Origin of the sequence: Pseudomonas entomophila (genome assembly GCF_018417595.1) — a bacterium.
GTDB lineage: Bacteria > Pseudomonadota > Gammaproteobacteria > Pseudomonadales > Pseudomonadaceae > Aquipseudomonas > Aquipseudomonas entomophila_C.
Genome location: NZ_CP070982.1, coordinates 2,634,056 through 2,659,788, shown reverse-complemented (window position 1 = coordinate 2,659,788; position 25,733 = coordinate 2,634,056). Strand labels below are relative to the sequence as shown.

23 protein-coding genes and 1 pseudogene are annotated in these 25,733 nt (G+C 65.7%); 9 read left to right on the top strand and 15 right to left on the bottom strand.

What is annotated here, in order from left to right; genetic code table 11:
• Positions 1-61 precede the first annotated feature (61 nt).
• Positions 62-718, bottom strand: a complete 657-nt coding sequence (locus JYG34_RS11940; protein ID WP_213660865.1) for a CoA transferase subunit B — start codon at positions 716-718, stop codon at positions 62-64.
• Between the two features lie 35 nt (positions 719-753).
• A complete protein-coding gene (locus tag JYG34_RS11935; protein ID WP_213660864.1) occupies positions 754-1,452 on the bottom strand; it encodes a CoA transferase subunit A in 699 nt (232 codons plus the stop codon).
• A 120-nt stretch (positions 1,453-1,572) separates the two neighbouring features.
• On the opposite strand from JYG34_RS11935, the gene JYG34_RS11930 reads away from it, so the two are divergent.
• Together JYG34_RS11930 and JYG34_RS11925 are read left to right on the top strand one after the other, a co-directional pair.
• On the top strand, positions 1,573-2,478 hold the full coding sequence (locus JYG34_RS11930) for a LysR family transcriptional regulator (protein WP_213660863.1): 906 nt from the start codon (positions 1,573-1,575) through the stop codon (positions 2,476-2,478).
• Positions 2,466-3,287, top strand: coding sequence for an aldo/keto reductase (locus tag JYG34_RS11925; RefSeq protein WP_213660862.1), 822 nt, complete (start codon positions 2,466-2,468; stop codon positions 3,285-3,287). Before JYG34_RS11930 ends, JYG34_RS11925 begins: the two co-directional genes overlap by 13 nt.
• A gap of 94 nt (positions 3,288-3,381) precedes the next feature.
• Here JYG34_RS11925 and JYG34_RS11920 read toward each other — a convergent pair whose 3' ends face one another.
• Positions 3,382-3,972 carry a lytic transglycosylase domain-containing protein gene (locus JYG34_RS11920; protein ID WP_011533666.1) on the bottom strand — a complete coding sequence of 197 codons (591 nt, stop codon included), beginning with the start codon at positions 3,970-3,972 and terminating at the stop codon, positions 3,382-3,384.
• Positions 3,973-4,146: 174 nt separating this feature from the next.
• On the opposite strand from JYG34_RS11920, the gene gspG reads away from it, so the two are divergent.
• The 6 genes from gspG to JYG34_RS11890 all read left to right on the top strand — a co-directional run bounded on the left by gspG (position 4,147) and on the right by JYG34_RS11890 (position 9,965).
• Positions 4,147-4,572, top strand: a complete 426-nt coding sequence (gspG, locus tag JYG34_RS11915) for a type II secretion system major pseudopilin GspG (RefSeq protein ID WP_213660861.1) — start codon at positions 4,147-4,149, stop codon at positions 4,570-4,572.
• Positions 4,573-4,583: 11 nt separating this feature from the next.
• On the top strand, positions 4,584-5,774 hold the full coding sequence (locus tag JYG34_RS11910) for a type II secretion system F family protein (RefSeq protein WP_213660860.1): 1,191 nt from the start codon (positions 4,584-4,586) through the stop codon (positions 5,772-5,774).
• 64 nt (positions 5,775-5,838) lie between these two features.
• The gene (locus JYG34_RS11905) at positions 5,839-6,990 is read left to right on the top strand and encodes a GGDEF domain-containing protein (RefSeq protein WP_249746255.1); all 1,152 of its coding nucleotides are present in this window, start codon (positions 5,839-5,841) and stop codon (positions 6,988-6,990) included.
• Between the two features lie 117 nt (positions 6,991-7,107).
• A complete protein-coding gene (locus JYG34_RS11900; protein WP_213660859.1) occupies positions 7,108-8,124 on the top strand; it encodes an ABC transporter substrate-binding protein in 1,017 nt (338 codons plus the stop codon).
• Entirely contained in the window at positions 8,121-8,969 is an 849-nt protein-coding gene (locus JYG34_RS11895) for an ABC transporter permease (RefSeq protein WP_213660858.1), read from the top strand. Before JYG34_RS11900 ends, JYG34_RS11895 begins: the two co-directional genes overlap by 4 nt.
• Positions 8,970-9,047: 78 nt before the next feature.
• Entirely contained in the window at positions 9,048-9,965 is a 918-nt protein-coding gene (locus JYG34_RS11890) for a LysR family transcriptional regulator (protein ID WP_213660857.1), read from the top strand.
• Positions 9,966-9,987: 22 nt separating this feature from the next.
• On the opposite strand, the gene JYG34_RS11885 is transcribed toward JYG34_RS11890, so the two are convergent.
• A complete protein-coding gene (locus JYG34_RS11885) occupies positions 9,988-11,364 on the bottom strand; it encodes an L-serine ammonia-lyase (protein WP_213660856.1) in 1,377 nt (458 codons plus the stop codon).
• Between the two features lie 146 nt (positions 11,365-11,510).
• On the opposite strand from JYG34_RS11885, the gene JYG34_RS11880 reads away from it, so the two are divergent.
• Positions 11,511-12,464: a LysR substrate-binding domain-containing protein gene (locus tag JYG34_RS11880; RefSeq protein WP_213660855.1), complete on the top strand. Its 954-nt coding sequence runs from the start codon at positions 11,511-11,513 to the stop codon at positions 12,462-12,464.
• Positions 12,465-12,717: 253 nt separating this feature from the next.
• Here JYG34_RS11880 and JYG34_RS11875 read toward each other — a convergent pair whose 3' ends face one another.
• The 11 genes and pseudogenes from JYG34_RS11875 to JYG34_RS11830 all read right to left on the bottom strand — a co-directional run bounded on the left by JYG34_RS11875 (position 12,718) and on the right by JYG34_RS11830 (position 25,448).
• Positions 12,718-14,142: an undecaprenyl-phosphate glucose phosphotransferase gene (locus tag JYG34_RS11875; RefSeq protein WP_213660854.1), complete on the bottom strand. Its 1,425-nt coding sequence runs from the start codon at positions 14,140-14,142 to the stop codon at positions 12,718-12,720.
• 390 nt (positions 14,143-14,532) lie between these two features.
• A complete protein-coding gene (locus JYG34_RS11870; RefSeq protein WP_213660853.1) occupies positions 14,533-15,282 on the bottom strand; it encodes a WecB/TagA/CpsF family glycosyltransferase in 750 nt (249 codons plus the stop codon).
• On the bottom strand, positions 15,282-16,469 hold the full coding sequence (locus tag JYG34_RS11865; RefSeq protein ID WP_213660852.1) for a glycosyltransferase family 2 protein: 1,188 nt from the start codon (positions 16,467-16,469) through the stop codon (positions 15,282-15,284). The genes JYG34_RS11870 and JYG34_RS11865 overlap by 1 nt, the downstream gene beginning before the upstream one ends.
• Positions 16,466-17,668 (bottom strand): glycosyltransferase family 4 protein, encoded by a 1,203-nt coding sequence (locus tag JYG34_RS11860; protein WP_213660851.1) that lies wholly within the window; start codon positions 17,666-17,668, stop codon positions 16,466-16,468. The genes JYG34_RS11865 and JYG34_RS11860 overlap by 4 nt, the downstream gene beginning before the upstream one ends.
• A gap of 44 nt (positions 17,669-17,712) precedes the next feature.
• Entirely contained in the window at positions 17,713-19,074 is a 1,362-nt protein-coding gene (locus JYG34_RS26515) for a glycosyltransferase family 4 protein (protein WP_349629326.1), read from the bottom strand.
• 714 nt (positions 19,075-19,788) lie between these two features.
• Positions 19,789-20,697: pseudogene (locus JYG34_RS26510) on the bottom strand (DUF535 family protein); the annotation flags it as partial.
• Positions 20,698-20,704: 7 nt separating this feature from the next.
• Positions 20,705-21,679, bottom strand: coding sequence for a glycosyltransferase family 2 protein (locus JYG34_RS11850; RefSeq protein WP_213660849.1), 975 nt, complete (start codon positions 21,677-21,679; stop codon positions 20,705-20,707).
• A 64-nt stretch (positions 21,680-21,743) separates the two neighbouring features.
• Entirely contained in the window at positions 21,744-22,268 is a 525-nt protein-coding gene (locus JYG34_RS11845; protein WP_213660848.1) for a serine O-acetyltransferase, read from the bottom strand.
• An 8-nt stretch (positions 22,269-22,276) separates the two neighbouring features.
• The gene (locus tag JYG34_RS11840) at positions 22,277-23,233 is read right to left on the bottom strand and encodes a glycosyltransferase family 2 protein (protein ID WP_213660847.1); all 957 of its coding nucleotides are present in this window, start codon (positions 23,231-23,233) and stop codon (positions 22,277-22,279) included.
• Positions 23,226-23,843 carry an acyltransferase gene (locus JYG34_RS11835; protein ID WP_213660846.1) on the bottom strand — a complete coding sequence of 206 codons (618 nt, stop codon included), beginning with the start codon at positions 23,841-23,843 and terminating at the stop codon, positions 23,226-23,228. The genes JYG34_RS11840 and JYG34_RS11835 overlap by 8 nt, the downstream gene beginning before the upstream one ends.
• Positions 23,844-23,975: 132 nt before the next feature.
• The gene (locus JYG34_RS11830; protein WP_213660845.1) at positions 23,976-25,448 is read right to left on the bottom strand and encodes an FAD-dependent oxidoreductase; all 1,473 of its coding nucleotides are present in this window, start codon (positions 25,446-25,448) and stop codon (positions 23,976-23,978) included.
• Positions 25,449-25,733: the final 285 nt, after the last annotated feature.

Sequence of the window (25,733 nt, the reverse complement as noted above, 5' to 3'; positions counted from 1 at the left end):
AGCGCCGCGCGGGCGGCGCTCGGTCTTGAGAACGCTGCAAAGCTGTCGGCGTGCACCTAAATCAGAACGTCATTTCCTTCACATCATCCGGCACGATCAGCTTGCCGGCGGTCTTCTCGATGATCTCCTCGACACTCACTCCCGGCGCGGTCTCGCGCAGGATGAACGCGCCGTTGTCGATCTCCAGGTAAGCCAGGTCGGTCAGCACCTTGCGAATGCAGCCGGCACCGGTCAGCGGCAGGCTGCAGCGCGGCAGCAACTTGGACTCGCCATCCTTCGAGGCGTGGGTCATGGTGACGATGATGTTGTCGGCGCCGGCCACCAGGTCCATGGCGCCACCCATGCCCTTGACCAGCTTGCCGGGGATCATCCACGAGGCGATGTTGCCCTCCACGTCCACCTCGAAGGCACCAAGCACGGTGAGGTCGACGTGGCCGCCGCGGATCATCGCGAAGGACTGCGCCGAGTCGAAGATCGACGCGCCGCGGCGGGCGGTGACGGTCTGCTTGCCGGCGTTGATCATGTCGGCGTCGATCGTGCTTTCGGTGGGGAACTCGCCCATGCCCAGCAGGCCGTTTTCCGATTGCAGCATCACATCCATGTCGGCGGGGACGTAGTTGGCCACCAGGGTGGGGATGCCGATACCGAGGTTGACGTAGTAGCCGTCCTTCAGTTCGCGGGCGACGCGTTGGGCCATTTGTTCGCGGGTCAATGCCATGGTCAGGATCTCTTTGTTGTTCTTGAGTGTGGCGCTCAGGCCTTGACGGTGCGCTTCTCGATGCGCTTCTCGAAGGTGCCGACGATGATCCGGTCGACATAGATGCCCGGGGTGTGGATCTCGCTGGGCAACAGCACGCCGGGCTCGACGATCTCCTCGACCTCGACCACGGTGATCTTGCCGGCGGTGGCGGCCAGCGGGTTGAAGTTCTGCGCGGTGTTGCGGTACACCACGTTGCCGTAGTGGTCGGCCTTCCAGCCCTTGACGATGGCGAAGTCGCCGGTGATCGACTCTTCGAGGATGTACTTGCGGCCCTTGAACTCGCGCACTTCCTTGCCTTCGGCGACCGGGGTGCCGTAGCCGGTGGCGGTGTAGAAGGCCGGGATGCCGGCCCCACCAGCGCGCATCTTCTCGGCCAGGGTGCCTTGCGGGGTCAGCTCCACTTCCAGCTCGCCGCTGAGCAGCTGGCGCTCGAACTCGGCGTTCTCGCCCACGTAGGAGGCGACCATCTTGCGGATCTGCCGGTCCTCGAGCAGCACGCCCAGGCCGAAGCCGTCGACGCCGCAGTTGTTGGAGACCACGGTCAGGCCCTTGACGCCAAGGCGCTTGATCTCGGCGATGAGGTTCTCGGGGATGCCGCACAGGCCGAAGCCGCCGGCCAGTACCGTCATGTCGTCGGTCAGGCCTGCCAGGGCCTCTTCATAAGTTGCTACACGCTTGTCCAGTCCGGCCATGCTCAGTCGCCTTTTGTAGTTGTTGGAACCGTGCGGTCATCTTCACTGTAGACGACTGATTTGTTAATTTTGTTTTCGTCATCGATTGATAACTTTTGCAAAACAAAGGGCAAGCCTGTCATGAACGTCAAGCAGCTGCGTGCTTTCGTCACCGTGGCCAAGTACCAGAGCTTCGCCCAGGCCGGCGAACACCTGCACGTCTCGCAACCGGCCCTGAGCCTGACCATCAAGGCGCTGGAGGACAACCTCGGCGGCGCCCTGCTCACCCGCACCACCCGCAGCGTCAGCCTGACCCCCGAGGGCGAGGTGCTGCTGCCCCTGGCCCGGCGCCTGCTGGCCGACTGGGACGACACTGAAGAACTGCTGCGCCAGCGCTTCACCCTGCAACTGGGCCGGGTATCGGTGGCGGCCATGCCGGCCTTCGCCGGCAACCTGCTGCCGCAGTCGCTCAAGGTGTTTCGCCAGCGCTACCCCAAGGTCAATGTCACCGTGCACGACGTGATCAACGAGCAGGTGCTGGAGCTGGTGCGCCACCGCCGCGTCGAACTGGGCATTGGTTTCGAGCCCGAACGCAGCGAGGCGCTGCGCTTTCATCCGCTGTACATGGACCGTTTCGTGGCCGTGGTGCCCGCCGACTCGCCCCTCGCCCGCCAGCCCCAGGTGCGCTGGCAGGAGCTGCTGGCCCAGGATTTCATCGCCCTGCAGCGCCCCTCCGCCGTGCGCCTGCTGCTGGAGCAACACCTGGCCGCCAACCATGGCAAGCTGGCGGTGGCCTTCGAAAGCCACCAATTGTCGACCGTCGGCCGCATGGTCGCCAGCGGCCTGGGCGTGAGCGCCGTACCGGCGCTGTGCATCGAGCAGATGCAGGAACTCGGCGCGCGTTGTGTGGCGCTGGTCGAACCCACCATCGAGCGGCGCATCGGCGTGATCGCCCTGAGCGACCACAAGCTGTCGAAAGCCGCCGAGGCGCTGCTCGATGTACTGCTGACCCATACCCTTCCACAGGAGGTGACATGCGTTACGTGAATCTGGCGGGCTCCCGCGTGCCGGCCATCGGCCAGGGCACTTGGTACATGGGCGAGGACCCAGGCCACAGGGCCGCCGAAGTGGCGGCGCTGCAACAGGGCATCGAGCTGGGCCTGAGCCTGATCGACAGCGCCGAGATGTACGCCGAGGGCGGCGCCGAGCAGGTGGTCGGCCAGGCCATCGCCGGGCGTCGCGACCAGGTGTTCCTGGTCAGCAAGGTCTATCCCCACAACGCCAGCCGGCGCGGCGTGCCCGAGGCCTGTGAGCGCAGCCTCAAGCGCCTTGGCACCGACTGTATCGACCTGTACCTGCTGCACTGGCGCGGACAGCACCCGCTTGAAGAGACGGTGGAAGCCTTCGACCGTCTGGTCGAGCAGGGCAAGATCCGTGCTTGGGGGGTGTCCAACTTCGACCTTGACGACCTGCGCGAACTGGACAACCCGGCCTGTGCCACCAACCAGGTACTGTACAACCCGGCCGAGCGCGGCATCGAGTTCGACCTGCTGCCCTGGAGCCGAGAGCGGCAGATGCCGACCATGGCCTACTGCCCACTGGCCCAGGCCGGGCGCCTGCTGGGTCACCCGGTGTTGGGGGAAATCGCCAAGCGCCATGGGGCGACACCGGCGCAGGTCAGCCTGGCGTGGGTGACGCGTGACACTGGGGTGATCGCCATCCCCAAGGCGGTGAGACCTGAGCACGTGCGCTTGAACGCGGCAGCCGGGGCGCTGGTGCTGGACGACGCGGACCTGCAAGCGATCGACCAGGCGTTTGCGCCGCCGACACGCAAACAGCGCCTGGCAATGGTTTGACGCTGCTCGGCCCTTGTGGGAGCGGGCTTGCCCGCGAAGCAGACACCGCGGTGCATGGCACCGGCATAGCCGGTGTTCGCCAGCAAGGTGGGCCCTACAAAGGCGCGTCCTCCGCCAACCCTCGCAATAATCGGTAATCACGCAACACCGTCGGCACATAGCGCCGGGTTTCGGCAAACGGGGGGACCACCTTGCCACGGCTGAGCACCGCTTCCGGCCCGGCGTTATAGGCCGCCACCGCCAGGGTGATGTCGTTGTCGAACAGCGTCAGCATGCGCTTCAGATAACGCGCGCCGCCCTGCAGGTTGGACTGCGGGTCCAGCACATCCTTCACCCCCAGTTCCCTGGCGGTGTCCGGCATCAACTGCATCAACCCGCCCGCACCTTTGGCTGAACGCGCCTTGGGGTTGTAGCCCGACTCGGCCTTGATCAGCGCATGCAGCAAGGCCTGTGGCACATCGTTGGCCAGCGCGGCGGCGGCCACCAGGTCGGCGTAGGGGCGCCCGGTCACCAGTTGCGCATCGACCGGCCCCGTGCCCGTTTCGCTGATCACCCGCTCATAGTGCCGCCCCGGCCGATGCACGTTGGACAGCACGTAACCGCCCTTGCCGTCGCTGGAGACATACACATCGGCCTGGGCGCCCAACGCCAGCAGCCCGGTCAATCCCAGAATCAGTCCACGCATGTCGATCGCCTCCCACCGTGGCCCCCGAAGTGGGGGAAATGCCCCGGAAAACCCGGGGCCCACAGTGACGACGCAAGCCGCGTGCCGCTTGCCATCCCGCATGGCGCAAGGGCCCGGCGCAGACGTGCACGGCAGTTGCATGAGCACCGTGCACACGCAACGGAGGGTTCCCCCATGCAGCGCAGCATTCACACCCAACGTGGTTTCACCCTGCTCGAACTGCTGGTGGTGCTGGTGGTGCTCGGCCTGTTGGCCGGCATCGTCGCGCCCAAGTACTTCAGCCAGCTCGGCCGCTCCGAAGCGAAGGTGGCGCGGGCGCAGATCGAAGGCCTGGGCAAGGCCCTGGACCTCTACCGCCTCGAAGTCGGCCACTACCCCAGCAGCGAACAGGGCCTGCAGGCCCTGGTGGTCGCGCCCAGCGGCGAGACACGCTGGTCGGGCCCCTACCTGCAGAAAGCCGTGCCCCAGGACCCGTGGGGCCGCGCCTACCTCTACCGGCAACCGGGCGAGAACGGCGGCGAATACGACCTGCTGTCGATGGGCAAGGACGGCCAGCCCGGCGGCGACGGGGAAAACGCCGAGATCACCAGCTGGCAGTGAGGGCCCAAGCCATGCGCTTTCGACTCAAGGCCCTGGGCAGCCAGGGCGTGACGCAGTTGCAGGTGGAGGCCGAGGACATCGAGCAGGCCCGACGCCAGGCCCAGGAGCAGGGTTTGCGCGTGCTCAGCGTGCGCGGCCAGGGGCTGGGGCTGCGCGCCCTGCCCTGGCGCCGCGCGGTGGCCTTCGACCTGGTGCTGTTCAGCCAGGAACTGGCCACCCTGCTCAACGCCGGCCTGCCCCTGATCGACGCCCTGGAAAGCCTGACTGAAAAGGCCAGCGCCGGCACCCCGCGCAAGACACTGGAGCTGCTGGTGCGCCAGTTATATGAAGGCCGCTCGCTGTCCCAGGCCCTGGCCCGGCAACCGCAGGTATTTCCCAGCCTCTACGTGGCCCTGGTGCAATCCAGTGAACGCACCGGCGCGCTGGGGGATGCCCTGGCTCGCTACATCGGCTATCGCCAACGCCTGGACCTGGTACGGCAGAAACTGGTCGGCGCTTCGGTGTACCCGCTGCTGCTGTTGCTGGTGGGCGGCGGCGTGGTGCTGTTTCTGCTGGGCTACGTGGTGCCGCGGTTCAGCCTGGTGTTCGAGGGCATGGGCACCGAGTTGCCCTGGCTGTCGCGCGTGCTGATGCAGATCGGCTTGTTCCTGCACGCCCAGCAATTGCCCCTGGGCCTCGGCGCCCTCGGGGGTATCGCGATGCTGGTCGCCCTGCGTCGCCATCCCGCCGTGCGCCGCTGGGCCAGCCGCCAGTCGCGACGGATCCCGGCCCTGCACCGGCGCCTGGTGATGTATGAGCTGGCGCGTTTCTATCGGTCGCTGGGGATCCTGCTGCAGGGCGGCATCCCGATTCTCACCGCCCTGGGCATGGCCCGCGGCCTGCTGGGCAGCGCTGCGGCCGATGGCCTGGAGCATGCCAGCCGCCGTGTCGCCGAAGGCCTGCCACTGTCCGACGCGCTGGAAACCGGGCAACTGGTGACACCGGTCGCCTTGCGCCTGCTTCGTGCGGGTGAGCAGTCGGGCAACCTCGGCGAGATGCTCGAACGCTGCGCGGACTTCCACGACCAGGAGATCGGCCGCTGGGTGGAGTGGTTCGTCAAACTGTTCGAACCACTGCTGATGACCTTCATCGGCCTGCTGATCGGGCTGATCGTGATCCTGATGTACATGCCGATCTTCGAACTGGCCTCGAGTATCCATTGAGTGAGCTGGCAAATGGCCACAGACCTGGCTTAGCATGCGCCGTTTACCCCGAGAACCTTGCACCGTGCCGCTTAGCCTGCCGACCCTGATGCTGGTCGCCGTGTTCATCTTCGCCCTGATGGGCAGCCTGACCCTGCACGCCTGGCGCCGCTGCGCCGGCGACCCGAGCCTGGGGTACCTGGGGACGATGCTGCTGGCCTGCACCCTCGGTGTCACCCTCAACGCCTTGCGCGGCATGGGGCTGGACTACCTGGCCCTGGTGCTGGGCAATATCGTCCTGCTGGTCGGCGCGGGCCTGGGTTGGACTGCCATGCGTGTGTTCGGCGGACGCCCTGTACATTGGCCACTGGTGTTCGCCGGCGCCCTGCTCTGGTGGCTGTTCAGCCTGTGGCCAGGCTTTTACGCCAGCCTTGGCCTGCGGGTCCAGGCCTACTCGCTGCTGACCCTGTTCTACACCGGACTGTGCATCCGCGAACTGTACCGCCCACGGGTCCGCCTGCCGGTGTCGTACACCCCGGCGCTGATCCTGACCGGGCTGCATGGCGCGGTGTATTTCGCGCGCCTGTTGATCGACGACGGCGCCGCCCTGGACCAGGCCATCGCCGACCAGGGCAGGCACCCGGGTTTCTTCGCCTTCATCCTGTTCGAATCGATGCTGTTCGCCATTGGTATCTCCTATGTCACCCTGGCCATGGTTCGCGAGCGCGCCGAAGTGCAGTTGCGCGCCGCCGCCTACAGCGACCCGCTGACCGGTATCGGCAACCGCAGGGCATTCATGGAACACGGCACCCGCTTGTTGCAGGCAAGCGCGGCGCGGCGAGAGCCGGTGGCCTTGCTGTTGTGCGACCTGGACCACTTCAAGCGGATCAACGACCAGTTCGGCCATCCCAAGGGCGACCAGGTGTTGCTGGCATTCGCCGAGGAAACCCGTCGTCACCTGCGCGAGGGCGACCTGTTCGCCCGGATTGGCGGCGAAGAGTTCGCCTGCCTGCTGCCGGATGGTGACGAAGCCGTGGCCGAGCACGTTGCGCGGCGGATCTGCGCGGCATTCGCCGCCTTGCCACTGCTGGAGCCCGGTGCGCTGGGCGTGAGCATCGGCATTGCCAGCCAACCCGCGCAGCAATGCGACCTCTCACGGCTGCTGTCGATGGCTGACCACGCCCTGTACCAGGCCAAGCAACAAGGCCGCAGCCGGGCCTTGCAGTACGCCGGATAACGGCTGGCACCAACCTGTAGGAGCCGGCCTTGCCGGCGAACAGCCGTACCCCCAGGGCTCGAATCTCGTCGTCTACACTTTGCCCCTACCCACGGAACGGCAATCGACGAGGCCCCGATGAAGAAGATCCCTACCCTGCTGGCCGGCCTGCTGCTCGCCCTGGGCCTGGCCACCACCGACTCCGCCGCTGCCGCCGAGCAACCTGCACCCATCCACTTCGGTGACATCACTTGGGAAAGTGGCGCCCTGACCACCGAGATCCTGCGGTTTATCGTCGAGCACGGTTACGGCCATGCCACCGATACCCTCCCCGGCAGCACCGTCAGCATGGAAGTGGCCCTGGCCCGCAACGACCTGCAGGTGATCGCCGAGGAATGGGCCGGCCGCAGCCCGGCCTGGGTCAAGGCCGAACAGGCCGGCCAGGTGTTCGCCCTGGGCGACACGGTGAAGAACGCCGAGGAAGGCTGGTGGGTGCCAGCCTATGTGATCAAGGGCGACGCCGCGCGCAACCTCAAGGCATTGGCCCCGGACCTGCGCAGCGTCACCGACCTCAAACGCTATCCACACCTGTTCAAGGACCCCGAAGCGCCCGGCAAGGGCCGCTTCCTCAACAGCCCCAGCGGCTGGACCTCCGAAACCGTCAACAGCCAGAAACTCAAGGCCTATGGCCTGGACGGCCAGTACAACAACTTCCGCAGCGGCTCCGGCGCCGCCCTCGATGCCGAGATCGCGGCGCAGATCCGCCTGGGCAAGCCGGTGCTGTTCTACTACTGGAGCCCGACCCCGTTGATGGGCCGATACCAGCTGGTGCGCCTGGAAGAGCCGCCGTTCGACGCCACCGCCTGGGCCACCCTCACCGATGCCGCCAACCCCGACCCGAAGGGCAGCCGCTCGTTGCCGGCCAAGCTCTCAATTGGCGTGTCGAAGGCGTTCCACGACACCCACCCTGAACTGGTCGCCCTGTTCGAGAAGGTCGATTTGCCCATCGACCTGCTGAACAAGGCCCTGGCGCGGATGAGCGAGTCACGCCAGCCGCCCCGCGAGGCGGCGCTCACCTTCCTGCGCGACCACCCTGAAGTGTGGAAAGCCTGGCTGCCGGCCGACAGCGCCGCCAAGGTCGAGGCCGCCCTGTGAGCGGTGGTTTCCCCGAAGCCCTGCAATTCTCCTTCGCGCCCTGGGTCAACCGCCTGGTCGACTGGCTGGTGCTGCACTACGGCGATGACCTGCGTGGTGTCTCCGAGCAACTGCTGCAACTGCTGGTGGCGTTGGAGAACCTGCTGCGCCTGTTGCCCTGGTGGCTGTTGCTGCTGCTGGTGGGGTTGCTGGCCTGGCACGCCAGCCGCAGCCTGGCGCGGGCCGTGGCGCTGACGCTGCTGCTGGCCCTGATCGGCGTGCTGGGGCTGTGGGACAAGCTGTTGCAGACCCTCGCCCTGGTGCTGGTCAGCAGCAGCCTGTGCGTGCTGGTCGGCGTGCCCCTGGGCATCCTGCTGGCCACCCGGCCGCTGGCCCGGCGCCTGCTGCTGCCGGTGCTGGACGTGATGCAGACCCTGCCGGCCTTCGTCTACCTGATCCCGGTGCTGATGCTGTTTGGCCTGGGCAAGGTGCCGGCGGTGTTCGCCACCCTGGTCTACGCCCTGCCGCCGCTGGTGCGCCTGACCGAGCTGGGCCTGGCGCAGATCGACCCTTCTTTGCTGAAGGCTGCCCACGGCCTGGGCGCCGGTCGCTGGCAACGGCTGTGGCGCATCGCCCTGCCCCTGGCCATGCCCAGCATCATGGCCGGGCTCAACCAGTCGGTGATGATGGCCCTGTCGATGGTCGTGGTGGCGTCGATGATCGGCGCCCGGGGGCTGGGCGAGGATGTGCTGGCCGGCATCCAGACGCTCAATGTCGGCCAGGGCATGGAGGCTGGGCTGGCCATCGTCGCGCTGGCCATGGTGATCGACCGGATCAGCCAGGCCTATGGCCGCCCGAAGCACTGAGGCCGCAAACGGGCTTGCCAGCACCGTGGGCGAACCGGACAATCGCCCACGACCAGCGCAGCCCGGAGCCTCCCCCGCGTGTCCCTCAAAGCCCTGCGTACCCTGGTGACCATCGCCCGCCATGGCACCTTCGCCCGCGCCGCCGACCTGCTGAGCCTGACGCCCTCGGCGGTGAGCCTGCACATCAAGACCCTTGAAGACGAGCTGCAGGTCGCCCTGTTCGACCGCAGCCGCCGCCAAGTCGTGCTGACCGAAGCCGGGCAACTGGCCGTGGCCCGCGCCGAAACCATCCTGGCCGCCTATGAAGAACTCGCCGACACCCTGGCCAGCGGCCCGGGCCTGCGCGGGCGCCTGCGCATCGGTGCGATTCATACCGTACTGGCCCGGCGCCTGCCCAAGGCGCTGGTGTGGATCAAGGCCCATCACCCGCACCTGCACATCAGCGTGGTGTCGGGCATGTCGGCGGAACTGGCCCGGCGCGTCGAGGACGGCGAGCTGGATGCCGCGATCACCACCGAGCCGGTCAGCCCCTATCCGCAGTGCCTGCGCTACACCCCGTTGTTCGAGGACCGCTTCTGGGCCATCGCCAGCCCGGAGTTGGCTGGGCAGAGCGTGACGCAATTGCTGGCCGGGCAACCCTTCCTGCGCTTCGACAAGCGCGCCTGGGCCGGCCGGCAGATCGAACAGGAGTTGCGCCGCCAGCATTTGCAGGTCAGCGAACAGATGGAGCTGGACAGCCAGGAAGCGCTGGCACGCATGGCGGCCATGGGCCTGGGGGTGGCGATCATTCCGATGGCCGACGAGGACCTGGAGCGCCTGCCGGCCGCCACCGTGCTGCCCTTCGGCGAGCCGCAGCTGACGCGGCGGATGGTGCTGCTGGAGCATGAGAAGAGCCAGCGCCGGCACCTGAGTGCGGTGCTCAGGACAGCGCTGGAGGATGCAGGAGCGGCTTCAGCCGCGATGCAGGCAACGCAGTGCCTGGGTGATCGCGGCTGAAGCCGCTCCTACAGGATCGCGGTCAGCACTCGACGAAGGCGACCGCCAGGCCGCCACGCGAGGTTTCCTTGTAGTTGGCATGCATGTCGGCGCCCGTGTCGCGCATGGTGCGGATCACCCGGTCGAGGGAAATGAAATGCTCGCCATCGCCGCGCAAGGCCATCTGCACCGCATTGATCGCCTTCACGGCAGCGATGGCATTGCGCTCGATGCAAGGGATCTGGACCAGCCCGCCCACCGGGTCGCAGGTCAGCCCCAGGTTGTGCTCCAGGGCGATCTCGGCGGCATTCTCCAACTGCGGCGGCGTGGCCCCGAGCACTTCGGCCAGGCCTGCGGCCGCCATCGAGCAAGCCGATCCGACTTCGCCCTGGCAACCGACCTCAGCGCCGGAAATCGACGCGTTCTTCTTGCACAGGATGCCCACCGACGCCGCCGCCAGGAGGAATGCCACCACGTCGTCGTCGCAAGCGCCGGGGTTGAACTTCATGTAGTAGTGCAGCACCGCCGGGATGATCCCTGCCGCGCCATTGGTGGGTGCGGTGACCATGCGCCCGCCCGCGGCGTTTTCTTCGTTGACCGCCAGGGCGAACAGGTTGACCCACTCCATGGCGCTCAGCGTCGTACCGATCACGTTGGGCTTGCCCAGCTCCTGCAAGCTGCGGTGCAGGCGCGCAGCGCGGCGTTTGACGTTGAGCCCCCCCGGCAGGATGCCTTCGTTGCGCAGGCCGTTGTCGACGCACTCGCGCATCGCGCCCCAGATCTTCAGCAGCCCCTCGCGCACTTCATGCTCCGGGCGCCAGGCACACTCATTGGCCATCATCAGCTGGCTGACGCTCAGGTCGTGGGCCTTGCACAGGGCCAGCAACTCGGCGCCGCTGGAGAACGCATAAGGCAATTCCACCTGGCCAACGTTCGCCTCGGCTGCGTCGATCTCGCCTTGCTCGACGATGAAGCCACCACCCACGGAGAAGTAGGTCTGGCTGAACAGGCTGGTCTGGCCGTCGAAGCACTCGAGGGTCATCGCGTTGGGGTGGTAGGCCAGGTCTTCGTCGAGCAGGCGCATGTCGCGGGCATACTGGAACGCGACCGGGTGGCTGCCGTCGAGCATCAGGTTCTGTTCTTTCATGACCTGGTCGATGCGCGACTCGATGCTATGCGGGTCGATGCGGTCCGGCCACTGGCCCATCAGCCCCAGCAGGCAGGCCCGATCGGTGGCGTGGCCGACACCGGTGGCCGAGAGCGAGCCGTACAGGCGCACCTCGACCCGCGTCACCCGGCTCAGCCAGCCACGCTCGCGCAGGGCCTGGGCGAAGGTCGCCGCTGCACGCATGGGGCCGACGGTGTGGGAGCTGGAGGGGCCGATGCCAATCTTGAAAAGGTCGAAAACACTGATAGCCATGCTAATGCCTGGCCGTGATCACAATGGACGATGCGTCACGGCTGTCTGGAAAAATTGAGCGGTATTGCGAATTTGCGCGATACTGCCGTGCTCAGGTCGCTATGACCAACGAAATTTCCTACACAAGCCTTTAGCAGTACTAAACGATGAAAGGACCCCTCAATGGCCAGGTGTTCGTCTGGCTGCATGTGTTCTCCTGCGCCGCGCGGCACCTGTCGTTCACCCGCTGCGCCGAGGAGTTGCACATCACCCCCGGCGCGGTCAGCCAACAGATGCGCTTGCTGGAGGAGCGCCTGGGCTTTCGCCTGTTCCTGCGCCGTGCCCGGGGTGTCGAGCTGACCGCCGAAGGCCAGCGCCTGGCGCAGACCGTGGCCGAGGCCTACGGCGGCATCGAGGCGGAATTGCTGCGCCTGGATGCCGGCGAGATCCGCGGTACCCTGCGCCTGCGCTCGATCCCCTCGTTCCTGGCCAAATGGCTGACCCCACGCCTGCCACGCTTCCAGCAGCGCTACCCGGACATCGCGCTGCGCCTGGTGGCCGAGGACAGCAACCAGGCCCTGCACCCGGACGACTTCGACCTGGCCATCGACCTCAACGACGGCAGCTACCCGGGCATGCTCTCCACGCCCCTGCTGGACGAGCAGATCTTCCCAGTGTGCTCGCCCGCCTTGCTGCGCGGCCGCCCGCCCCTGCACGGGCCGGCGGACCTGGTGCACTACCCGCTGCTGCACGACATCACCGCCTGGCGCGGCAGTTCGGAATACGCCGAGTGGGAGTTCTACCTGGAGGGTATCGGCGCACAGGGGCTGGACGTGCGCCGGGGGCACACCTTCAACCGCAACCACCTGACCATCGAGGCGGCCATCGCCGGGGTGGGCGTGGCCATCGCACGGCGCACACTGCTCAATGACGAGCTGGAACGCGGCGCGCTGATCGTGCCGTTCGGGGTGCCGATCGCCAACCACAAGCGCTATGTGCTGCTGTACCAGCCGGGTGGGCTGAACCAGCCGGGGGCGCGAGCGGTGCATGACTGGTTGGTTGAGGAGGCGCAGGGGTTTCGGGCCTTGCACCCGCTATCCGAGGTTATGCCGCCGTCGTGAGAGACGCTCTTTCAAGGAGTTCGCCTGGAGCGTTTCAACGCCTATGAAATCGAGCGCCGCCGGCGCGGCGCATCGCGGATGAATCCGCTCCTACAGTTGCAACGTGGCCATGACCGATAGGCCGCTGCCGCCGCCCCACCTGCCTGTAGGAGCGGATTCATCCGCGATGCGCTGCGCGGGCGGCGCTCGATCTTCAGAGCAGTGCATAACTACCGCCCAGCACCTGCTTGCCACCACGCGATGAAAAGCCCCGTCAATAAGCCTGCTTGCCGGTAAACGCATTGAGCGTGCGCACCAGGATCACGAAATCGAGCCACAGCGACCAGTTGTTGATGTACTCGATGTCCGAATCCACGCGCTGGATCATTTGCGCGATATCCTTGGTTTCACCTCGATAACCGCGCACCTGGGCCAGGCCGGTCATGCCGGGCTTGATATTGTGGCGGGCGAAGTAGTCGACGATGTCCTGGGAATACAGCGTGTCGTGCTGCAACGCATGGGGGCGCGGCCCCACCAGGGACATCTCGCCGGTCAGCACGTTGAACAGCTGCGGCAGTTCATCCAGGCTGGTACGGCGGATGAACGCGCCGATCCGGGTCAGGCGCGGGTCGTTCTTCTGCGCCTGCTTGACCACACCGTCCTGCGGCTGGTGCACGTGCATGCTCCTGAACTTCCAGATGCGGAACGACTCCCCGGTCCATCCGGTGCGCTCTTGCCTGAAGAATACCGGCCCGGGGCTGTCGAACTTGATGATCGCGGCCAGCGCGAGCAATACCGGTGAGGCGCACAGCAGGATCATCGCCGCCAATACTCGGTCTTCAAGGTTCTTCAGGAACAGGCTCATCCCGGTCAGCGGGGTTTCCGACAGGGTCAGCACGGGAATCCCGGCGATCTCGCGCACGCTGTGGTTGATCAGGCGCAAAGAGAAGATGTCCGGCACCCAGTTCACGGCAATGCACTTGTCGAGCAGCTTCATGTACACGTCGTTGATCACATCGGAGCCGCCCAGCGGCGTGACCAGGTACACCGTCCTGATCGCGTTTTGCGCAACGATGCCGTCGAGTTCGCTGATGTGCCCCAGCACCGGCAGGCGCGACTTGATCTGCGGGGCCTCGCTGTCGGCGGCGTTGCCGTCGTCGACCAGCACGCAACCGACGACCCGTTCACCCAGCCAGGGGTTGTTGCTGATCTTGAGGTACAGGAACTCGGCCAGGTCGCCGGCGCCGATGATCAGCACGTTCTCCGGCCTGGAGGCATGCGCCATGTAGCGTTTCTGCACCTCGCGCACGGCGATGTGCAGGAACAGCTGCACCGCGTAGCCGATGACGAACAACTGCGCCACCAGCATCCGCGAGTACTGCCCGCTCTGCTTGGTGAGGAACGCCATCACCGCCAGGAAACAGAACGTCGCCGACCACGCCTTGAACAAGCGAAAGGCCTTGCGCGTCAGCCCGACGTTGCTGCGGTAGATGCCGTAGTGATCGTAGATCACCGCCAACGCACCGATCAGCAACAGCAGCATGATCACGTAGTCGGAGGTGATGAAACCGAATTGATCGTAGATCAGGTACCAGGCCACGCCGGTCACGGCGATGCCATCCAGACCCGCCTGGATGGCGTTGCTGACGCTGCTTCTGCGCTGGAGCAAGGAGCGACTGCTGCGGGGTTCGAACACCATGGTCAGGCCTCATCGAAATGTGAGTGAGCAAATGCCTGTCTTTCACGCTGGGCGATCAGCCAGCGACCTGTGCAATGCCAAGCGAGGGTGTGCGATGACACGTGCCGCAAGCATGCGGCGGCGGGATGTTCCCATGATCTTCATAACCCCTTCGGCGCGCCTTCAGGTACCTATCCCCCACAGGACTGATACGACGGCGTGCGCGATTCCATGTTGACGGTTCACGGGTGTAGGTCTGATATCACTGTAGCAGCGCCAGGCCATCAGTGTGGTGCAGTGCATCCGCAGATCACCCACAACCCTGTAGGAGCGGCTTTAGCCGCGATGCAGGCAACGCCTCATATCCGCTTCGCCTGTGATTGCGGCTGAAGCCGCTCCTACAGAGGCCCGTCATGCGCTCTTTGCAACGCCTTTGCGCAGTAGCACCGTACGCAGCAAAAACAACGGATTGCCCACCACATAGCGCATGAACAGGCGCCTGGGCTCACGGGCCAGGCGAAACACCCACTCCCCGCCCAAGCTTCGCAGCCATTGCGGCGCCCGCTCTACCTTGCCTCCGAGAAAATCCAGGATCGCCCCGCCGCACACCACCACGCATGACGGGCCACTGGCGGCCAACGCGACGGCCAGCGCCTCCTGCCTGGGCATGCCCATCCCCAGCACGATCAGCTCTGGCTGGGTTTCACGGGCAAGCCGCAGATAGTTATCGAGGTCGGCAAAACCGTCACAGACCGAGACCGGCTGGATGGCGAAGCATTCCACGCTGCGGCTCACCGCCTGCCCGAGATACGGTTCGCGCGTGCCCCAGAAGGCCACCCGCCGCCCCTTGTACGCGGCCAGGAGCTTGGGGATGAAGTCAGTGCCATTCATGTTCAGACCAGGCTCCAGGCCCAGTTGACGAAGCAGGATCGCCATGCCGGAGCCGTCGCGCAGCACCACGTCGGCCACCGTCAGCGCCTGGCCGAATTCGGTATTGCGCGCTGCCAGGTTCATGGCATGGGCGTTGACGAACGCCAGCACGGTCGCCTTCTCGGGCCTGGTCAACCGCTCGATCAGCAGTTGTTCGGCCGCGGGGTCGCCAACCACGTGCAGCTTTTCCACGAGCCGCTTCCAGCGGCTGCGCCAGGCGTGTCTATCCATCAGCCATCATCCCGTTTCGAACGCACCCAATCGACCTGGCGCCTGACCAGGAAGCCCAGGTACAGGGGAATTTTCCTCATCGCATAGAACGGCGCGTACATCAGCGTCGAAAACGCTATCAGCTCACGGGCGAACCGCCCCCAGGCCAGCAGCACCGCCACGCCCAGCAGTAGCAGGGCGCCACTGGCGATCAGCGCTGGCAACAACAGGCCAGACAGCGCGAAAACCAGCCAGGTGAGGCAGAAACCGGCGATCAATACCAGCACCAGCAGCGCCAGTGGTGGCACCAGCAGGTCCAGGGCCAATGCCAGCAAGCCAACATTGCGCTGCCCCACCGCGCCGGCCAGCAATCCGGGGGCCTCGCCGAACAGCACGCCCAGGTGCCCGTGCTCCCAGCGCTTGCGCTGGTTGGCCAGGCCTTCGTCGCTACCGGGGAACTGGCTGTCGACCCGGGCCGCCTGGCAGAACAGCGGTGGCTTGCCAGCGCGACACAGGTCCAGGCCCAGTTTCAGGTCTTCCACCAGGTGCCCGCTGGCGAGATCGATGGCGGCCAGGTCCCGCCAGGCGAAGGCCATGCCCGATCCCATCAGCTGGCACGGCAGCCCCAGCCGTGCCCAGCCACGCGGGCGCACCAGGTTCTTCACCCGCCAGGCGAACTCGGCGATCTGCACCTTGAGCCCGGCGTCGGCCGGCGCATGCATCAGGTAGAGGGCCTGCACCGGTCGTGCGCTGGCCTGGCAGCAGCGGGCCAACTGGTCGATGGCGCCCTCGCCTACCTGGCAATCGGCGTCGATGACGATCACCACCTCAGGCGGTTGCTGCGCCAGGTGACGGACGCCGAAATCCAGCGCGTAGCCCTTGCCGCGCCGCTGGGCATCCGCCCGTTCCACCACCTGCGCACCGGCGGCGCGCGCCAGCTGCGCGGTGTCATCGGTGCAGTTGTCGGCCACCACCAACAGCCGATCGCCCGCCTGCAATTGCGCCAGGATGCTCGCCAGGGTCGAACGGATAATCGTCGACTCGTCATGGGCCGGTACCAGCACGGCCACCCGCCCGCGTGCCCCGGCCGTCGTCGGTAGCCTGCGTGCCGGCAAGCAGGCCAGCAGCACCTGTGCGAGCAGCACCAGCACTGGCACGAGCAGTACGATCGTGACCACCACGAGCAACCACGCCAATAACATCATCATGCCGGTGCCCTGAAGTGGCCGGCCAACCTGGCCGCCTCGGTGTCGATATCGTGGCGTTGCAGCACGCGCTGGTAGGCCGCCTCACCCATGCGCTGCAACACCGCCTCGGGTTGCGCCAGGCAGTCCGACATGGCCGCGGCCAGCTCCTGCACGGCGCCAGCGGGAAACAACCAGCCGTTGTCACCTTGGCGTACCAGTTCGGGGATGCCCGCCACATAGGTGGTCAGCACCGGGCGGCGCAAGGCCATCGCCTCCATGATCACCACCGGCAAGCCCTCGGCGAAACTCGGCAGCACCAGGGCACGGGCCGCGAGGATCTCCTCGCGAACCTGGGCGCTGCTGATCCAGCCAGTGACGCGCACCTTGCCCTGCAGCCCGTAGCGTAGAACCAGGGCTTCGATCTCGGCGCGCATCTCACCATCACCCGCCAGCACCAGCTCGAACGCTACCGCCTGGCCCGCCAGGATCCGGGCGGCTTCGAGCAACAGCAGCTGGCCCTTCTGCTCGCACAACCGCCCCACGCACACCAGGCGTGGGGCCACTGGCACGGCAACAGCGTCGACCTCGTGGAAACTGCGCTCCAGGCCGCAGTGCACCACTTTCACCTTGGCCCAGTGCTCATGGGCCACCCAACGATACAGCTGGCTGCGCCCGTAGGAGCTGACCGCCGCGACGAAGGCCGCGCGCCTGACCTTCTCGCCCATGTGCAGGAACTGTGGCTTGTCGAATTCTTCCGGCCCATGCACGGTAAAGCTGTAGCCCGGGCCACCGAGGGCGTTGGCCAGCATCACCACCTCGGCCGAGTTGGTGCCGAAATGCGCGTGCACATGCTCGGCGCCGGCGGCCTGCAACCATTGCACCAGGCGGCACGCTTCGGCCAGGTACACCAGATGGTAGGGCCAGGGCCGGTCGGCCCGCCGCCCCGTGCGCAGGGCCAGCCGCAGCGCGGCAAGAAAGCGTCGGGGTTGCGCCCTCAGCAGTTGCCAGGTGGGCGCCAGCAACCCGCGCAGGCCGTCTTGCAGGATGTAGCGGGTCCTGTCCCGCTCCGCCAGGTCTTCGCCGTCCTGCAGCTCGGCGTCCCAGCCGCGCAAGGCAATGCGCTGGATTTCCAAGCCCTGGCGCTCGAGCGCCAGGATTTCCCGGCGAATGAAACTGTGGCTGACCTTGGGATACTGGTTGATGAAGTAAGCGATGCGCATAAGCCCCCGAAACGATCCCTGCGTCCTCGAATGACAGGCCTGTTCTACTTCAGGCTGTCGATGGCCGACGATGGCTGGCCGGCCGGTTCACTCACATGAATGACATCCTGGTAGATCCCCTGGAGCTCCAGGGCCTGGTCGCTGCACAAGGTGATGCCGTCCTTGAAACGGTTGCGATGCTGCACATAGCGCTGTGGGTGGTCGAGAATGTCGTCGAGCACCTCGCGCAGGTAGCGTTCATCCGAACTCAAGGGAATGATGGTGCCGTTCACACCGTCGACGATATCCTCCACCGTGCCCCCCGCGTCGGTGCTGACCACCCAGACATCCCGCACCAGCGCCTCGCGTATCGCCAGGCCGAAGGTTTCTTTCCACTGGGTCGGGAACAGCAGCACATCGATGCCGGAAAAGAACGCATCGATATCCGCCTGTGTGTAGCCGGGAATGATGCTGACGGTGCCCGGAATCTTCACGCTGTGCCGGTTGAACGAGCGAAAGCCCAGGTGCAGCAGGTTGTCGACCACCTTCAATTCATAGTCGCAGCGTTCCAGCGAGGCAAATGCCCGGGTGATCAGGTTGATCCCCTTGATGGAGGAATTGCCGCCGACAAAACCGAAGCGCAGCATCTGCCCCGGATGTTTCAGGTAGTCGGCCGCGGGCGCGAGGATGCCATTGCGGTTGATGCGGATCTTCGCGGCGTCGAAACCATTGGCGATGTAAAGGTTCCTGGCGAACGTGCTCGGCGCCAGCAGCAGGTTGGCCGTTTTCAGCGTGTCGGCGAGCATGCGCTGGCGGTAGGCGTTCAGGGGTGGGTCGTCGACGCAGCGGGCACACACTTCGCCCTGGATGGTGGTCTGCCCGCAGTACTGCCCGTGATTGTCGATCATGAACTGACGCCCGCAAATCCACCAGGCGTCATGCAGGGTCACCACGAACGGCACGCCGGCCTTGCGGCAACTGGCGGCCAGCAGCGCCCCCAGCCCCTGGATGGAATGCAGGTGGACGATATTCGGTGCCACGCAGGCGAGCACCTGCTCGAACACCGCGACGGTCGCGGGGTTCTCGAAGTCCTCGTGGGCCGAGCGCGTCTCGGGCAACCCCACACCGATGACCGGGGCCCCGTGCGCCTCGTACCTGAGTAGCCCGTAGGGCGCGACCTCGGACACCGGCAGCGAGGTGAAGATGAACGACTGCCAGGCGGACATCTCGCCCATCATCCGCACCATCTGCTCGGCGACGACGGTGGCGCCGCCGAAGCTGCGGGGGGCGAAGAAGATATTGGCGGACAGCACGCGCCTGCCAGGCACGGCCGCAGGTATCGGGAACAGGCGCCTGACTTGCTCCGTTTCCCGGTCGCCGGTACCCGCCTCGACCAGGGTGACCTGACGGGCCCCCACCTCTTTCATGGCCAACGCAAGCTCCGCTGTCGAGGCCAGGGCCTGGTCACAGGACAACAGCGCCTGCCGGTGCAGCGCCACGGCCGCCATGACCCGATCGACGGCCTCCGCGCTCAGGCCGGCCATGTCGTGCGCCCGTCGATAGGCCTGGGGTTCGAAGGTCAGTTCGTCGCTGTCCCAGCAGGACATCACCTCGAGCCGCCGGGCTTCATCGAGCAGCAGCAGGACCTGCGGGCTGGCGGGCACTCGATGGAGGATCACCGCCCCACTGGTCTGCAAGGCATTCAGGCAATGCACGTGGTTGCGCCAGTCGAGCACCCGGCACCGGTAGCCAAGCCCTTCGAGCAGTTGCCGGATCTGCCCTGGCCGAGACTTTGCGAGCGCCACGGGTTCGACTTCGACCAGCAGCAGCACCTCCCGGGGAAACAGTTCACGCGCCGCTACCCGCGGCGTGTCCAGCGCCAGGCTCTTGCGCTTGATGTCCGGTGGTTTCCACAACACGCCCGGCCCTTGCTTGAGCAACTCACGCCAGGCTTTTCGCAAAGTGGGATACAGCCCGGCCTTGCGCAGGTAGGCGATGAATCGCTGGTCGGGCCGTGGTTCGGTCTGAAACTGCCGGACGAGCGCCGCCAATTTCGCCTTGAACAAACCAGGTTGCGGCGCAGGCCCCTTCTCCTGTTCAGCCAGGACCTGCCCCAGGCGCTGCCGGTGGGGGTCCATCCGGTTTCCCGACAACACGGCCTCGACATGGCTGAAGACATCGTCCAGCAGGGCTTGGCGCCGGCGATACATCGCCCGTTTCTTCGGCGGGATATCGTCGGGCGAACGTTGCGCCGCGGCCAGCGGGATGCTGAAGAAGTCCTCGCGCGCCGAGGGTGTCGCGCCATGCTCTTCCCAGATGACGTCGTAGTTGGCCGCCAGGTCCTGGGCCTTCTCGGCACCGAAATAAGCATGACGATGATGCCGGTGGGCGTCGCCGACGGCATAGATGTGCGTGGCGCCCAGGGCTCTGGCGATACACTTGACGACCTCGATCAGCAGGCTGCGCGGCCGCAGCCCCTCGAAGTCCTTGGTCAGGTCGCGGTAGATGTTCAGCGAGGTTTCGCTGTCGATGCCCTTGTGGATGCCCTGGACCGCGCCGATGAACAGGTTCAACACGCTGTCCGTGCGGCGCAAGGTGAACGCCAGCGAGGCCACGCGCAGGTCGCCCTGGAACAGATTCAGCACCAGCTCCCCTTCGCGCTTGAACCAGATCGCCCGGTCCAGCAGCAATGAGCAGGCCGGGGAATAGCGGGAAAGGTCGCACAGCGCCAGCCGCTCATCGCGCCCCAGCAGCACCAGCGCGGGGAAGTGCCGGGTGACCACTTCATAGTGCGAGGCCAGGGCGTCGAAGCGCTCCTGGGCGTCCCAGTCCTTGCTGATGTAGGGCCATTGCACGACCCCGACGCAGTCAAGGCCGAGCCTGGCGAAACGCTCGGCACCCAGGGCGCCGGACATGCGCTGCAGGAACGCGCGCAGGGCCGGCCACTCCCTGACCATCAGCACCAGCAACTTGAGTTTGTTCTTCAGCGCCCGCAGCGCAAACCCGGGTTGCACGGTGAGCACACTCTTCACGACCGCTCTGAAGTACATAGGCCTCTCACTTGTACTCGATCAATACCGGCTTGCCGGTAGTGAACCTGTTCATCATGAACTTGACCTGCCCGAGCATCTCCGGAAACTTCCCCAGCACCAGGAACACGGCCTGCAACCAGTTCTCGCGAGCGGACCTGCCACCCCGGCGCGCCAGGCGCGCGGCTTGCAGCGGGTAGACCAGCAACAGCACCAGGCCCCAGCCCCCCAGCGCCAGGCACGCCATAGCGATCGCCAATGGCAGCCCCAGGCCCCAGATCCAGGCACGCCGCGCTTCGCGCCGCCAGTGCCGTTCCGGTGGCCCGCCATGCAGGGAGGCCCCCTCGGCGAAGGCATATCCGGCGCGCAGGCTGCGCCGCCACCACTGGCCAAAGCGGGTCATGGCGGCATCATGCAGGGTCATTTCCTGGTCGAGCCGCCAGATCTTCCAGCCATTGGCACGCAGACGAATGCACAGTTCGGGCTCTTCGCCGGCGATCAGGTCCGGGCGATAGCCGTGGACCGCGCTGAAGGCGTCCACCCGCATCAACGCATCGCCACCGCAAGCCTTGGTCTCCCCCAGCGGCGTGTCCCATTCCAGGTCGCACAACAGGTTGTAGACCGAATGCTGCGGGTAGCGCTCGCGACGCCGGCCACACACCACCGCAACCTGGGGGTGTGCATCGAGAAAGCCTTGCGCTTCAGGCAACCAGCCAGCCACCACCTCGCAGTCGCCATCGACAAACTGCACATGGCGCATGCCTGGCAACAGGCGTTGCAACAGGGTGAAGCCTTCATTGCGCGCACGCGCCGCGGTAAAGGGGATGGTCATGTCCAGCGCCAGCACTTCGACCCCTTGCCGTCGCGCCATCGCCACCGAGCCATCCGTGGAACCGGAATCGACGTAGACGATCTGCTCCGCCGCCTCCCGCAACGACGCCAGGCAGCGTTCAAGACGTGGGCCTTCATTGCGGCCGATCACCACCACTCCAATGCCTGTCACCCTGGGCCTCACTCAATTGCCTTGAATGGAAAATTCCCTTTAATACCCTGCCCCGTCGGCACTCTCACGGGCATTGCACGGTTTCGTGGCGCGCCCGGGTCTTGATGGTCGCCGGCACACCGACGGCGATCGAGTTGTCCGGCACATCGGTCAGCACCACGGCGTTGGCGCCGATCACCACGTTGTTGCCGATGCGGATTTCACCCAGCACCTTGGCCCCGGTGCCGATGTCGACGTTGTTGCCGAACACCGGCGCGATGGGGCGCTCGACATTCTTCAGGCCCACCACCACGCCGTTGCGAATCCGGCAGTCGTCGCCGAAGCGGGCGTAGCCGCTGATGACGATGCCGCCGAAATGGTCGATGACGAAGTTGCGACCGACCTCCACTTCGCACGGCAACTCGATGCCGGTGAGGATCTGCACCAGCTTGAACAGCACCTTGTAGACGAAGGACAGCAGCTTGCGCAGCAATGCCGGGCGCACGCCGTAGCGCCAGCGCCCGAAGCGGTAGACCAGCATCACCCAGAACCCTTGGGCGCCCCAGTCGCCTGCATATGCTCGCAAGTCCGCGCGTATGTTCTCGAACATGGCTTCACCTAGCGGGTGGGTTGAGTGGCGTAACGGGTCTTGCGCAACAACGACCAGGTGGTCTGGTTGTGCCGCCAGCAGGCCTGGATCGCGGCCCAGCCGCGGCCTTTGAGCAGGGCCTTGAGGGCCAGCACCAGGTCGCCCAGGCACACCAGCGCCATATGCAGGACCAGCCCCGACACACCGTGGTGCTTGCGAAAGTACAGCAGCTCGCTTTCGATCTGGTAGGCGCTGATCTGCCGGCTGGCCGCCTCCAGCTCGGCCACCGACTTGGAGCTTTCACCACCGATATGCACGACCGTGGTGTAGGGGTAGAACACCACCTTCCAGCCTGCTTCCTTGACCCGTTTGCAGTGGTCGACCTCTTCGTAGTAGAGGAAGTAGCGCGGGTCGAACAGCCCCACCTGGTCAAGCACCTCCCGCCGAACCAGGTAGAAGCAGCCGGGCAACCAGTCGCACTCGCGCACCGCGTCGTGGTCCCAGGCCATCTCGTCGACCATCTTCAGGCCGGGGAAAAAACGCCCGAGCCCGGTGCGCGCGACGAACACGTTCAATGGCGTCGGAAAGTAGCGGCAGCACGGCTGCAGGTCACCCTCGCGCCCAACCAGGCGCACGCCCAGCACGCCGCAGTCCGGATGCTCATCCATGTACTCGAGGGTCTTGGCGAGTGAGTCGGCGGCCACGAAAGCATCGGTATTGAGCAGTAACGCATAGCGGCCTTGCAGGTGATCGAGCAATTGATTGTTGGCCCGGCCGAAACCGACGTTCTGCGTGTTGCTCAGCAACACCGCCTCGGGACAGACCCGCTTCATGCGTTCCACCGAGTCGTCAGCCGAGGCGTTGTCCACCACCAGGTACTTGGCCAGTTTCTCGCCACCGGCCTGGCGCAACGCATCGAACATCGGCTGCAACAGCGATGCGGTGTTGAAGTTGACCACCATCACATCGACGGGTTTGCTATCCATTGCTGCCCTCCCCGAAGAAGTACTCGCGCCTGGCCGCCGCCAGCAATGGCTCCAGCTCCGGGTCGTAGCCACCCTTGCGCTCGCTGACCAGGTGGATCCAGGGGTAGGCGGCGCAACGTGCCTCCACCCGCTCGATCAGCTGGTCCATGGTGCAGATGAACTTCGCCGGGTTGCCGCCGACCACGCTGTTGGGCGGCACATCCTTGGTGACCACGGACCCGGCAGCCACGATGGCGTCGGGGCCGATGGTGACCCGGGGCATGATGATCGCGCCATGGCCGATGTAGCAGTTGTCCTTGATGTCGATGTAGCCTACCGAGTCCAGGTGCTTGCCACGGGCATACTCGATCAGCGCGACCACACTGTCGTGCCCGATCAATGTGCAGTCCGACAGGCCGACATTGCTGCCCAAGCGCACCAGGGTCGGGTCGGTGACATTGCAACCGGGGTTGATATGGACGTTGTGCCCCACCGAATAGAACTTGCCCCAGCGGGTCTGGTAGGCACCCCAGTCCTGGGCATTGGGGTTGCACAGTTTCTTGTAGGTCCCACCCGCCCGACCGGTCTTGTTGGCGTAGTAGGCCACCGCCTTGCGTATCCATCCGAACATAGTGCACACCTCGCGAGTCTTGCGATCCTGGAGTGTTCCTGAGGCGAATGGGGCCTGTTACTACCGATGTCGACCTTCCCGCCCATGAACCGTTTCAACCACGGTATTACGGTTACCGCCCCGCCCTTGCCCTCATTTGGCGACGACCACGCCGTTCATCGACTTCATCCGTTCATTCAGGTGATCCGCCAGGCGCACGGCGAACTGCAGCAGGGGCATGGTCGGGTTGGCCGCGGCGCCGCGGGCGAAGATGCTGCTGCCGGCGACGTACAGGTTGTTGACGCCGAACACCTTGCAGTTGCTGTCGACCACGCCATGCTCGGCACTGGCGGCCATGCGCGTGGTGCCCATGTGGTGGGCATGGGGTTCGAGCTTGAGCGCAAGGCTGGTGTCGTAGACAAAATCGTTGAGCTTGACGAAGCCCAGGTCGCTATCGGCGAACTGCTTGGCCAGTTCGGTGCCGATGCACTTGATGGTGTGCCGGTCCTCGGGGGCCAACGCCCAGTTGACATTGACCTTGGCCACCCCCAGGGCGTCCTTCTCGTCGCGCAGGGTGATGCGGCTCTGCGGGTTGGGGAACTGTTCGATCATGGTGCCGAAGATGCCATCGCCCGGGCAGCTGAACTTGGCGATGAAGTCGATCTTGCCGGCCACGCCCCATTCGCAGGCCAGGTTTTCCAGGAAGTCCTTGACCTCGGCGGTCCTGCCGTAGGTCCTGACCTCGGACATCACCGCGGCGGACACATTGCCCTTGCCCGAGCGGAATTTGTCGGCGAAGGCATCGGTGGTGTAGTAGGAGCGCAGGCCGGTATCCTGCCCCTCCTTGAGAATGAACGTGCCGATCTCGATGTTCAGGTGGTCCATCAGGCAGCGCCCGACCATCCCATCCTTGTTGACGATGCCGGCCGCCGACAGCGAACCGCTGTTGAGCAGTTGCCGGGCGTTCTCGATGGCGCCCATCGCCAGCACATAGTGCTTGGCCGTCACCCGCTCACGATGCCGGTCGTAATCGGACACCACCACCGAAGCCAGGCCGCCGCTGGCCTTGTCGAATTGCAGGTCGACGCAGTTGCAGTTGATGAAGACATCCAGCCCTGGGGTTTCCTTGAGCTCGGTGTCGTACTTCTGGGCAAAACGTGTGGGCGGGCTGAGCAGGAAACGGTCGGCGTCGAACTCACCGCCGCCCAGATCGGCATTCACCGCCCGGAAGTCCGCGCCTTGCCCGATGTCGACGATGTCCATCGCCGCGGGCAGGTAGCGTTCGACCTCGGCATAGGCGATTGGCCAGCCGGGCAGCCCCCCCTGGGGCGGAGTGCTGAAATCGGTTGCATCGAACGGACGGCAGCGGCCCGCCCAGTGGTTTGAGGTCCCCCCGAGAAAGCGCAGGCGCGTGTCATGGGGGTAGAGTTCAAGGCCCGTCGAGGAACAGTCGTAGAAGGTCTGCGAACTGTCCGAGTAAGTTTGTCCGCCTGCCTCCAGCAGCACCACGCTCCACCCGGCCTTGGCCAGGCGCAAGGCCAGCGTGATGCCCGCCGGTCCACCGCCGACGATGCAGAAATCATAGGCGCCGCGCAGCACCTTCTCGGTCTGATAATCCCTGATCATGCCTGCCCGTCCCGAAAATACTGAGAAGGCAACACCCAGCCGTTGATGATGACGAAGCCGCCTTGCTCAGCCGGTTTGCGCCCAACGACCGTCCCGGTACCAAATACCGCCACCCCCGCGCCCAGCAAGACACAACTACGAATAAAGCCCCTACGACCAGAAGGCGGAGTACAGAACTGAAGCTTCCCCATGATCCAAGCCCCATGCCATAGACTGCGTGAATCCCAGTGCCCGAATCGCGCCTCGATCCCTGCCTGCGCGGCACTGCCCCCGGCGCCCCTGCGC

Bases quoted from the DNA above. Each gene is read 5' to 3' on its own strand.
- JYG34_RS11935 (WP_213660864.1), bottom strand. From the start codon at position 1,452: ATGGCCGGACTGGACAAGCGTGTAGCAACTTATGAAGAGGCCCTGGCA.
- JYG34_RS11830 (WP_213660845.1), bottom strand. From the start codon at position 25,448: ATGATCAGGGATTATCAGACCGAGAAGGTGCTGCGCGGCGCCTATGAT.
- JYG34_RS11880 (WP_213660855.1), top strand. From the start codon at position 11,511: ATGAAAGGACCCCTCAATGGCCAGGTGTTCGTCTGGCTGCATGTGTTC.
- JYG34_RS11925 (WP_213660862.1), top strand. From the start codon at position 2,466: ATGCGTTACGTGAATCTGGCGGGCTCCCGCGTGCCGGCCATCGGCCAG.
- JYG34_RS11885 (WP_213660856.1), bottom strand. From the start codon at position 11,364: ATGGCTATCAGTGTTTTCGACCTTTTCAAGATTGGCATCGGCCCCTCC.
- JYG34_RS11835 (WP_213660846.1), bottom strand. From the start codon at position 23,843: ATGTTCGGATGGATACGCAAGGCGGTGGCCTACTACGCCAACAAGACC.
- JYG34_RS11845 (WP_213660848.1), bottom strand. From the start codon at position 22,268: ATGTTCGAGAACATACGCGCGGACTTGCGAGCATATGCAGGCGACTGG.
- JYG34_RS11865 (WP_213660852.1), bottom strand. From the start codon at position 16,469: ATGATGATGTTATTGGCGTGGTTGCTCGTGGTGGTCACGATCGTACTG.
- gspG (WP_213660861.1), top strand. From the start codon at position 4,147: ATGCAGCGCAGCATTCACACCCAACGTGGTTTCACCCTGCTCGAACTG.
- JYG34_RS11840 (WP_213660847.1), bottom strand. From the start codon at position 23,233: ATGGATAGCAAACCCGTCGATGTGATGGTGGTCAACTTCAACACCGCA.
- JYG34_RS11910 (WP_213660860.1), top strand. From the start codon at position 4,584: ATGCGCTTTCGACTCAAGGCCCTGGGCAGCCAGGGCGTGACGCAGTTG.
- JYG34_RS11900 (WP_213660859.1), top strand. From the start codon at position 7,108: ATGAAGAAGATCCCTACCCTGCTGGCCGGCCTGCTGCTCGCCCTGGGC.
- JYG34_RS11875 (WP_213660854.1), bottom strand. From the start codon at position 14,142: ATGGTGTTCGAACCCCGCAGCAGTCGCTCCTTGCTCCAGCGCAGAAGC.
- JYG34_RS11940 (WP_213660865.1), bottom strand. From the start codon at position 718: ATGGCATTGACCCGCGAACAAATGGCCCAACGCGTCGCCCGCGAACTG.
- JYG34_RS11920 (WP_011533666.1), bottom strand. From the start codon at position 3,972: ATGCGTGGACTGATTCTGGGATTGACCGGGCTGCTGGCGTTGGGCGCC.
- JYG34_RS11930 (WP_213660863.1), top strand. From the start codon at position 1,573: ATGAACGTCAAGCAGCTGCGTGCTTTCGTCACCGTGGCCAAGTACCAG.
- JYG34_RS11860 (WP_213660851.1), bottom strand. From the start codon at position 17,668: ATGCGCATCGCTTACTTCATCAACCAGTATCCCAAGGTCAGCCACAGT.
- JYG34_RS26515 (WP_349629326.1), bottom strand. From the start codon at position 19,074: ATGAAAGAGGTGGGGGCCCGTCAGGTCACCCTGGTCGAGGCGGGTACC.
- JYG34_RS11870 (WP_213660853.1), bottom strand. From the start codon at position 15,282: ATGGATAGACACGCCTGGCGCAGCCGCTGGAAGCGGCTCGTGGAAAAG.